Raw genomic sequence first — 7,136 nt, 5'->3', positions numbered from 1 at the left:
GCCCGCGCCGTCCAGGCGGCAGTCGTTGGGCGTGAAGGGCTCGCCCGCGCGGCGGACGGCGGCCTCGACCACCGGATGGCGGGCGGCCTCGGCCTCGAAGGCGGTGGAGCGGTCGACGACCGGGCGCGCGGCGCCCACGTCCTCGGCCCATTCGGCCACGCCCGCGGCGACGTCGAGACGCGCCGCGGCGTTGGCGCAGGCCTGCAGGTCGGCGGCGACCGAGGTGGCGGCGTCGCGCCAGGCCTCGAAGGTGTCGAGCTCGATGGCCAGGGCGCGTTCGGCCGCCTGGGCGATCTTGGCGTCCAATTCGGCCAGTTCGACGGTGGTGAAGCGCACCTGGTTGGCGAGCGTCTGGCGGTGGATGAAGGTCGCGTTGAGCGGGGCTGAGAACAGCGGCTCGGCGGCCTTGGCGGTGGTCTCCACGAAGTAGCCGAGCACGGCGTTGTGGCGGACCTTCAGCGCGACGCCGCTCTCCGAGGCAAGGCGGGCCTCCAGCTGGGCGATCACGCGGCGGCTGTCGTCGCGCAGCGCGCGCGCCTGGTCGAGCTCGGGCCGCACGCCCTCGCCCACGAAGCCGCCATCGCGGGCCAGCGCCGGCAGGTCCTGGCCGAGGCCCTCGGTGAGCAGGGCGCGGAACTGGGCGAGGTCGGGGTGCAGGGCCGGCGTCAGGGCCCGGAGCGCGGCGGCCACCTCTTCCGGAGGCTGCACCAGCGGATCGCGGGTGGCGGCGAAGAGGCCGGTCACCGCCTCGCCGATGGCCAAGCCGTCGCGCAGGCAACCCAGGTCGCGCGGCCCGCCGCGGCCGAGCGCCAGGCGGGAGAGCGCGCGCGCCATGTCGCCCAGCCCTTTCAGCGCCTCGCGCAGCTTCTGGCGCTGCGGCCGGTGCTCGCAGAACCAGGCCACCGCATCCAGTCGGGCGTCGATGGCGGCCGGGTCGAGCAGCGGGCGGGCGAGGCGCGCGGCCAGCAGGCGGGCGCCCGGCGCGGTCACCGTGCGGTCGATGGCGGCGAGCAGCGAGCCCTCGCGCGAGCCGGAGGTGGCCTTCTCGATCTCCAGGCTGGTCCGCGTCGCCGGGTCGATGGCCATGACGTCGGCTTCGCCGGCCCGGCGTGGGGCCGACAGCGCAGGCAGGCGGCCGGCCTGGGTGGTCTCCAGGTGGGCGGCGATCAGGCCGAGCGCCGAGACCTCGGCGCCGGATAGCGCGCCGAAGCCGTCGAGGGTGTCGACGCCGTAGAGCCGCTTCAGCCTGGCCTCCGACGCCGCCGGTTCGGCCAGCGCCTGCGGCAAGGGTTGGACGAAGCCGCCGGCGGACTTCAGGGCGTTGGAGATGGCTTCGTCGGCGAACAGCCGGTCGGGGACCAGGATCTCGGACGGGCCGAGGGCGGCGAGCGCGGAGGCCAGGCCGGCCACGCCGGTCGCCAGGCACTCCACCTCGCCGGTGGAGAGCTCGACGCTGGCCACCGCCGCCTGCCCGCCCCGCACGGCGATGGCCGCCAGCCGGTTGGCGCCGCGGGCGTCGAGCAGGCCCTCCTCGGTCAGCGTGCCGGGCGTCACCACGCGGACCACGTCGCGGTGGACCACCGACTTGGAGCCGCGCTTCCTGGCCTCGGCGGGGTTCTCCATCTGCTCGCAGACGGCGACCTTGAAGCCGGCGCGGATCAGCTTGGCGAGATAGGCCTCAGCGGCGTGCACCGGCACGCCGCACATGGGGATCGGGGCGCCGCCGTGCTGGCCGCGGGCGGTGAGTGTGATGCCGAGCGCGGCGGCCGCCTTGCCGGCGTCCTCGAAGAACAGCTCGTAGAAGTCGCCCATGCGGAAGAACACCAGGGCGTCGGGCTGGCGGGCCTTGGCCTCGAAGTACTGCGCCATCACCGGCGAGGCGCCGGCGGCGGGGTCGGGCAGGGTGACGGAAGCCTGGGCGTTCATGGGCGGCGCGACGCTATCTGTCGCAGTGAGTCCCGTCAGCCCCGCAGACCCCTTGAACCTGGGACGAACAAGCCCAAGCTGTGGATGGATGTCGTATCCTGGTGGAGCTTCCGCCCGTTGAGCTTCGTGGTCTTTCCCGCCGGTCCGTCGGACGCCGAGGAGTTGGCGCGGGTCCATGTGACCTCCTGGCGCGAGACCTACCGCGGCCTGCTGCCGGACGCCTTCCTGGCGCGGATGAGTGAGGCGGGGTTCGCGCGCCGGTTCCGCCGGCAGCTGTCCGCGCCGGGCGACGGCGTGACGCTCGCCGCCGCCGACCGCTATGGCTTGGTGGGCTATTTGCAGGGCGGCCCCTCCCGCCGTGGGGTCGCCGGCGAGGCCGAGGTGGCCACCCTCTATGTGCTGCGCCAGGCGCAGGGCCGTGGGCTGGGCGGGCGGCTGATGACCGACGGCGCCCGCGCGCTGGCCGCGCAAGGGTCGACGTCGCTGATGATCTCGGTGCTGCGCGACAACATCCGCGCCCGGGGCTTCTACGAGCACCTCGGCGGCGAACCGGAAGCGGCGCGGCAGGAGCCCGGGCCGGGGGGGCGGCTGCTGTACGAAGTGGCGTACCGGTGGCGGGATATTTCGAAGCTGATCGGGTGAGGGTCTTCCCCCGGTACGGGGGAAACCATCCCCGACGACCGCAGGTCGAGGGTCGATGGGGGAAGTGAAAGCGACGAAGAGACTTCCCCCATTGTCGCCCGCCTTCGGCATTGGCGACATTTCCCCCGTACCGGGGGAAGACAGTTAAGCCACCCCCTCCGGCGCCGCATAGGTCAGGGAGACGAACACGTCCTCCAGGTCCGGGTCCTCGGTGGAGATGTCCTTGATGTGCAAGCCGGCGGCGCGGATGGCGGCCAGCACCTGTTCCACCGACGACTGGCCGGTGCGGTAGCTGACCGAGAAGCCGCCGGAAGGCAGCAGGTGGGTCTCGAACCCGGCCAGCGCCGGCGTGGCGGTCATCGGCTGGTCCGGCGTCACCAGCACCTTGCGGGTGTCCATGCGGGCCAGCAGCGTGGTGGTCGGCTCGCAAGCCACCACCTGGCCGCGATTGATGATGGCGATCTGGTCGCAGAGCTCCTGCGCCTCTTCCAGGTAGTGGGTGGTGAGCACGATGGTCACGCCCTTGCGGTTTAGCTCCAGCACATAGGCCCAGAGCTGGCGGCGCAGCTCCACGTCGACGCCGGCGGTGGGTTCGTCGAGGATCAGCACCGGCGGGTTGTGGACCATGGCCTTGGCGACCATCAGCCGGCGTTTCATGCCGCCGGAGAGCTGGCGGACATAGGCATCGGCCTTGTCGCCGAGACCGAGCGCGTTGAGCAGCTCCATCGTCCGCCGCTCGGCCCTGGGCACGGCGTACATGCCGGCCGCGACGTCCATCGACTCGCGCGGGGTGAAGAAGGGGTCGGCGGCGATCTCCTGCGGCACCACGCCGATGGCGGCGCGGGCGTCGCGCGGACGCTCGTCGATGTCGCGGCCCCAGATGATCACCTGGCCCGCGGTCTTGCGGCAGAGCCCGGCCAGGATGTTGATGAAGGTCGACTTGCCGGCGCCGTTGGGGCCCAGCAGGCCGAAGATCGAGCCGCGCGGGATGGCGAGATCGATGCCCTTCAGCGCCTGCATTTCCGGCGTCGTCTTGGTCGCGGCGTAGGTCTTGACCAGGCCCTTGGCCTCGATCGCGTAGTCAGGCAGGTCCATCGGTGTCCTTGGGGCATCCCGTCGTTGACGGCGAAAGCCGCGGTCGCATACCTAGGCGCGCGGCGCGGCCATCACAATCAGGGCCGCCAACAGGAACCGACCAGATGGCACGCAAAGCTCCCACCAAGGCCGGCCGCAAGGTGAAGCCGCCAGTGGCCGCCGCCATGCCGGGCCACCCAGCCGCCATACCGCCGCCGGAGGTCATCGTGGTCCGCTCCAGGCGCGTGGCCTGCGACGGGGTCGGCGGCGCGCTCGGCCACCCGCGGGTCTATCTGGAGATGGGCGAGGGCGACTTCGTCGAGTGCCCCTACTGCGACCGCCGCTTTGTGCTGGCCGCCGGAACCGAGGGACCGGAAGACGAACTGCTGGCGCCCGGCGTCTACGAAGGCTCCCACGGGCACTGAAGGCGTCATCCCTCCCCTTCATCGGGAGGGATGGGCGTTACACCCTCAGCGGCATCAGGATGTACTGCACGTCCGCGTCCTGCGGATCGAGCACCAGGGCCGGGTCGTTGGGGCCGCCGAAGCGGAGTTCGGCCATTTCGCCGGAGATCTGGTCGGTGATGTCCAGCAGGTAGCGGGCGTTGAACGACAGCTCGAAGGGGTCGCCGTCGTAGTCGAGCTCCAGCTCCTCGACCGCCTGGCCGGCCTCCATGTTGCGTACGGTGAGCACGCACTTGCCGCCCTCGACGGCCATACGCACGGACCGGCTCTTCTCCGCCGAAATGGTGGCCACCCGGTCGACGGCCTGGGCGAACAGCTTTGAGTCCACCCGGACGATGCGGTTGTTGTCCTTGGGGATCACCCGCGGATAGTCGGGGAAGGTGCCGTCGATGACCTTGGACGTCAGGGCCGCGCCGCCGAAGTCGAAGCGCACCTTCTGGGGGCTGATCTGCAGCTCGACCTGCTCGCCGGCGTCTTCCAGCAGGCGCCGCGCCTCGCTGACCGTCTTGCGCGGCACGATGACGCCAGGCGCGCCGGCGGCGCCTTCCGGGGCGATCATCTCGGCCAGCGCCAGTCGGGAGCCGTCGGTGGCGACGGCTCTGAGCATAGTCTTTCCGTCCTCGACCACCGTGTGGAGATAGAGGCCGTTCAGATAATAGCGGGTTTCCTCCGCCGAGATCGCGAACCGGGTCTTGTCGATCAGGCGGATCAGGTCGCCCACGTCGACCGCGAGGCGCCCGGAGAGCCCGTCGGGGCTCATCACCGGGAAGTCGCCGGCCGGCAGCACCGGCAGGTTGAAGCGGCTGCGGCCCGCCGACACCGTCAGGCGAGGGTCCTCGCCGGTGAAGCTCAATGAGACGTCGGCGCCTTCCGGCAGCTTGCGGACGATCTCATAGAGGGTGTGGGCCGGCGCGGTGATCTGGCCGGGCTGGTCCACCTGAGCCAGGGCCTCGTCGATGATCTCCATGTCGAGGTCGGTGGCCGAAAACGTCAGCCGGTCGCGCTCGGCCGACAACAGCACGTTCGACAGGATCGGGATGGTGTTGCGTCGTTCGACGGCGCTCTGCACGTGCCCCAGCGCCTTTAAGAGCGCCGCCCGCTCGATCGTCAGCTTCATGTCTTTGTCCGAACCGCTCCGCGCAGGCGCGATTCGCAGCCTGCGCCCCCCGACCAGGAAGGGACTTGCGACATTAACGGATTTGCAGGCTCGGGGAAGGGGCGCGCGAGGCGATCAGGCGCGCCGATCCACCGACCCGCCGGCCTCGGCGTCGTCGCCCGCGGAATAGGGGTTCGGACCGGCGCCGTCGGGCTTGCGGGGCTCGGCGCCCGCGGCCTTGGCGGCGACGACAACCATGGCGGGACGCACCAGGCGGCCGAGCAGCTCGTAGCCCGGCTGCATCAGCTCGACGACGCCGCCGGGGGCCACGTCGGTCCCCGGCGCCTCGGTGATGGCCTGGTGCTGGTGCGGGTCGAACTTGTCGCCCTTGGCCGGCGCGATCCGCTTCAGGCCGTTGCGCTCGAAGGCGCCTTGCAGCTCCTTCTCGGTCATCTCGACGCCGAGCACGAAGTTCTTCACGGCCGGGTCGGCGACGTCGGTCGGTTCGTGGGCGAGCGCGCGGGAAAGGTTGTCGGCGACGCCCAGCAGGTCGCGGGCGAACTTCTGGATGGCGTAGGCGCGCGCGTCGTTGGCCTCGCGCTCGGCGCGGCGCCGGGTGTTCTCGGCCTCGGCGGCGTAGCGGAGGATCTGTTCCTTCAGCGCCGCGGTCTCGGCCCTGAGGGCCGCGAGCTCACCTTCGACCGCATCGGCGAGGAAGGCGTCGGCTTCGTCGCCAGCCCCGGGGGGCGTGTTGTCTTCGGACATCTGGTCCTTCGTCTCTCAAGCGTTCATCACCTGCCCGAGCACCCGGGCGGTATAGTCCACCAACGGGATGATCCGGGCATAGTTCAGCCGGGCAGGCCCGATCACTCCGATCGCGCCCAACACCCGCTGTGAGCCCGTCATATAGGGCGCCGCGATCACGGCGGAACCCGAAAGCGAGAACAGCCGGGTTTCGGCGCCGATGAAGATGCGCACGCCGGCCCCCTCGCGCACCCCATCGAGCAGCTGGATCAGCTGCTCCTTCTGCTCCAGGTCGTCGAACAGCGAGCGCACCCGCTCCAGGTCCTCGCGGGCCTGCGGCTCCTCCAGCAGGTTGGCGCGGCCACGGACGATCAGCGCCCGCTCCTCCGCCTCGCCGCCGCCCCAGGCCGCCAGCCCGTCCTCCACCAGCCGCGCGGCGGTCTCGTTGAGCTCGCGCTTGGCGCGGTCGAGCTCGGCGCGCAGGTCGACCTTGGCCTCCACCAGGGTGCGGCCGCGCAGGCGGGCGTTGAGGAAGTTGGAGGCCTCGGTCAGCGCCGAGGGCGTCACCCCGGCCGGCAGGCGGATCAGCCGATTCTCCACCGTGCCGTCGGCGAACACCATGATCGCCAGGGTCCGCTCGACACCCAGCGAGACGAACTCCACGTGCTTGACCCCGGCGTCGCGGATCGGCGTCACCACCACCCCCGCCCCGCCGGCCAGGCCGGAGAGGATGGAGCTGGCCTCGTTGAGTGCGTCCTCGAAATTGCGGCCGTGGGCGTGCAGCCGCGCCTCGATCGAGCGCCGCTCGTCCTCGCCGACGTCGCCCACCTCCAGCAGGCCGTCGACGAACAGCCGCAGGCCCGCATGGGTCGGCAGCCGGCCCGCGCTGACGTGCGGCGCGCCCAGCAGCCCCAGGTGGGTGAGGTCCTGCATGGTGTTGCGGATCGAGGCCGGCGACAGCGACAGCCCGGTCTTGGAGAGCGTCCGCGACCCCACCGGTTCGCCGGTCTCGAGATAGCTCTCCACGATGCGCCGGAAGATATCCCGGGCGCGTTCGTCGAGTTCGGCCAGCGAAGGCCCGGGTACGAAAAGGGGGGTGCTCACGTCAGCGTGCGGCGGGCTTCTCAGGGCGCCCATGGACTGGGCCTCAACGATCTAGGATAAGCGCCGCCTCTTTCCGCGCAAGACGC

At 71.4% G+C, this 7,136-nt stretch carries 7 protein-coding genes; 2 read left to right on the top strand and 5 right to left on the bottom strand.

Annotated elements, in window-relative coordinates; genetic code table 11:
* On the bottom strand, positions 1 to 1,926 hold a 1,926-nt coding region (mutS, locus tag JWP28_RS02395), incomplete at its 3' end, for a DNA mismatch repair protein MutS (protein WP_299539581.1).
* Positions 1,927 to 2,010: 84 nt separating this feature from the next.
* Between mutS and JWP28_RS02390 the strand changes: the two genes are divergently transcribed.
* Complete coding sequence (locus tag JWP28_RS02390; protein ID WP_299539579.1) at positions 2,011 to 2,568, top strand: GNAT family N-acetyltransferase; 558 nt, start codon at positions 2,011 to 2,013, stop codon at positions 2,566 to 2,568.
* 144 nt (positions 2,569 to 2,712) lie between these two features.
* Here the strand turns inward: JWP28_RS02390 and JWP28_RS02385 are convergent, their stop codons facing one another.
* Complete coding sequence (locus JWP28_RS02385) at positions 2,713 to 3,663, bottom strand: ABC transporter ATP-binding protein (RefSeq protein ID WP_299539577.1); 951 nt, start codon at positions 3,661 to 3,663, stop codon at positions 2,713 to 2,715.
* A 164-nt stretch (positions 3,664 to 3,827) separates the two neighbouring features.
* Here JWP28_RS02385 and JWP28_RS02380 point away from each other — a divergent pair, with 164 nt between their 5' ends.
* On the top strand, positions 3,828 to 4,067 hold the full coding sequence (locus tag JWP28_RS02380) for a zinc-finger domain-containing protein (protein ID WP_299539582.1): 240 nt from the start codon (positions 3,828 to 3,830) through the stop codon (positions 4,065 to 4,067).
* A 37-nt stretch (positions 4,068 to 4,104) separates the two neighbouring features.
* Here JWP28_RS02380 and dnaN read toward each other — a convergent pair whose 3' ends face one another.
* The 3 genes from dnaN to hrcA form a co-directional block, all read right to left on the bottom strand.
* Entirely contained in the window at positions 4,105 to 5,223 is a 1,119-nt protein-coding gene (gene dnaN, locus JWP28_RS02375; protein WP_299539574.1) for a DNA polymerase III subunit beta, read from the bottom strand.
* A gap of 114 nt (positions 5,224 to 5,337) precedes the next feature.
* Positions 5,338 to 5,967 (bottom strand): nucleotide exchange factor GrpE, encoded by a 630-nt coding sequence (gene grpE / locus JWP28_RS02370; RefSeq protein WP_299539572.1) that lies wholly within the window; start codon positions 5,965 to 5,967, stop codon positions 5,338 to 5,340.
* A 15-nt stretch (positions 5,968 to 5,982) separates the two neighbouring features.
* Positions 5,983 to 7,083: a heat-inducible transcriptional repressor HrcA gene (gene hrcA / locus JWP28_RS02365; protein WP_299539570.1), complete on the bottom strand. Its 1,101-nt coding sequence runs from the start codon at positions 7,081 to 7,083 to the stop codon at positions 5,983 to 5,985.
* Between the last annotated feature and the right edge of the window lie 53 nt (positions 7,084 to 7,136).

It is taken from the genome of Phenylobacterium sp. (assembly GCF_028290885.1).
In the GTDB taxonomy this organism is placed as follows: Bacteria; Pseudomonadota; Alphaproteobacteria; order Caulobacterales; family Caulobacteraceae; genus Phenylobacterium.
This window is presented reverse-complemented; position numbering and strand designations above follow the sequence as displayed.

Coding starts and splice junctions, on each gene's coding strand:
- hrcA (WP_299539570.1), bottom strand. CDS start 7,083: ATGGGCGCCCTGAGAAGCCCGCCGCACGCTGACGTGAGCACCCCCCTT.
- JWP28_RS02380 (WP_299539582.1), top strand. CDS start 3,828: ATGCCGGGCCACCCAGCCGCCATACCGCCGCCGGAGGTCATCGTGGTC.
- dnaN (WP_299539574.1), bottom strand. CDS start 5,223: ATGAAGCTGACGATCGAGCGGGCGGCGCTCTTAAAGGCGCTGGGGCAC.
- JWP28_RS02390 (WP_299539579.1), top strand. CDS start 2,011: ATGGATGTCGTATCCTGGTGGAGCTTCCGCCCGTTGAGCTTCGTGGTC.
- grpE (WP_299539572.1), bottom strand. CDS start 5,967: ATGTCCGAAGACAACACGCCCCCCGGGGCTGGCGACGAAGCCGACGCC.
- JWP28_RS02385 (WP_299539577.1), bottom strand. CDS start 3,663: ATGGACCTGCCTGACTACGCGATCGAGGCCAAGGGCCTGGTCAAGACC.